Genomic DNA, 442 nt, shown 5'->3' with positions numbered 1-442 from the left:
GCTCCCGACGTGCGCGCCATCTTGGAGGCCGCGCGGGAGCGACCCGGCGGGGAGACGTGCGTGTCGGTCGACGCGCGGTCGTTCCCCGAGGCCGTGGCCGCGACGGAGGCCGCGGGCCGGGTCCCGGTCATCGCCGAGGTGAAGCCACGAGTCCGACGACCGAGGGCGTCCGCGAGGACGACCCGGTCGAACTGGCCCGCGAGATGGTCGCCGGCGGCGCGACGGCGCTGTCGGTCCTCACCGAACCCGAGCACTTCGGAGGCTCCGCCGAGTCGCTGCGGCGCATCCGCGAGGCCGTCGACGTGCCCGTGCTCCGCAAGGACTTCATCATGAACGAGGCCCAACTGGATGTCGTCCAGTCCGACCTCGTGCTCCTCATCGCGCGGTTCGTCGGCGAGGACCTCCCGGCCGTCGTCGAGGCGGCCCGCGACCGCGGCTTCCA

1 pseudogene is annotated in these 442 nt (G+C 73.8%); it reads left to right on the top strand.

Annotated features, from left to right (window positions below):
• Positions 1 to 442 (top strand): annotated as a pseudogene (gene trpC / locus DVK05_RS16635) (indole-3-glycerol phosphate synthase); the annotation flags it as partial.

It is taken from the genome of Halorubrum sp. Atlit-8R, from assembly GCF_003666025.1.
GTDB classification, from domain to species: domain Archaea; phylum Halobacteriota; class Halobacteria; order Halobacteriales; family Haloferacaceae; genus Halorubrum; species Halorubrum salinarum.
This window is presented reverse-complemented; position numbering and strand designations above follow the sequence as displayed.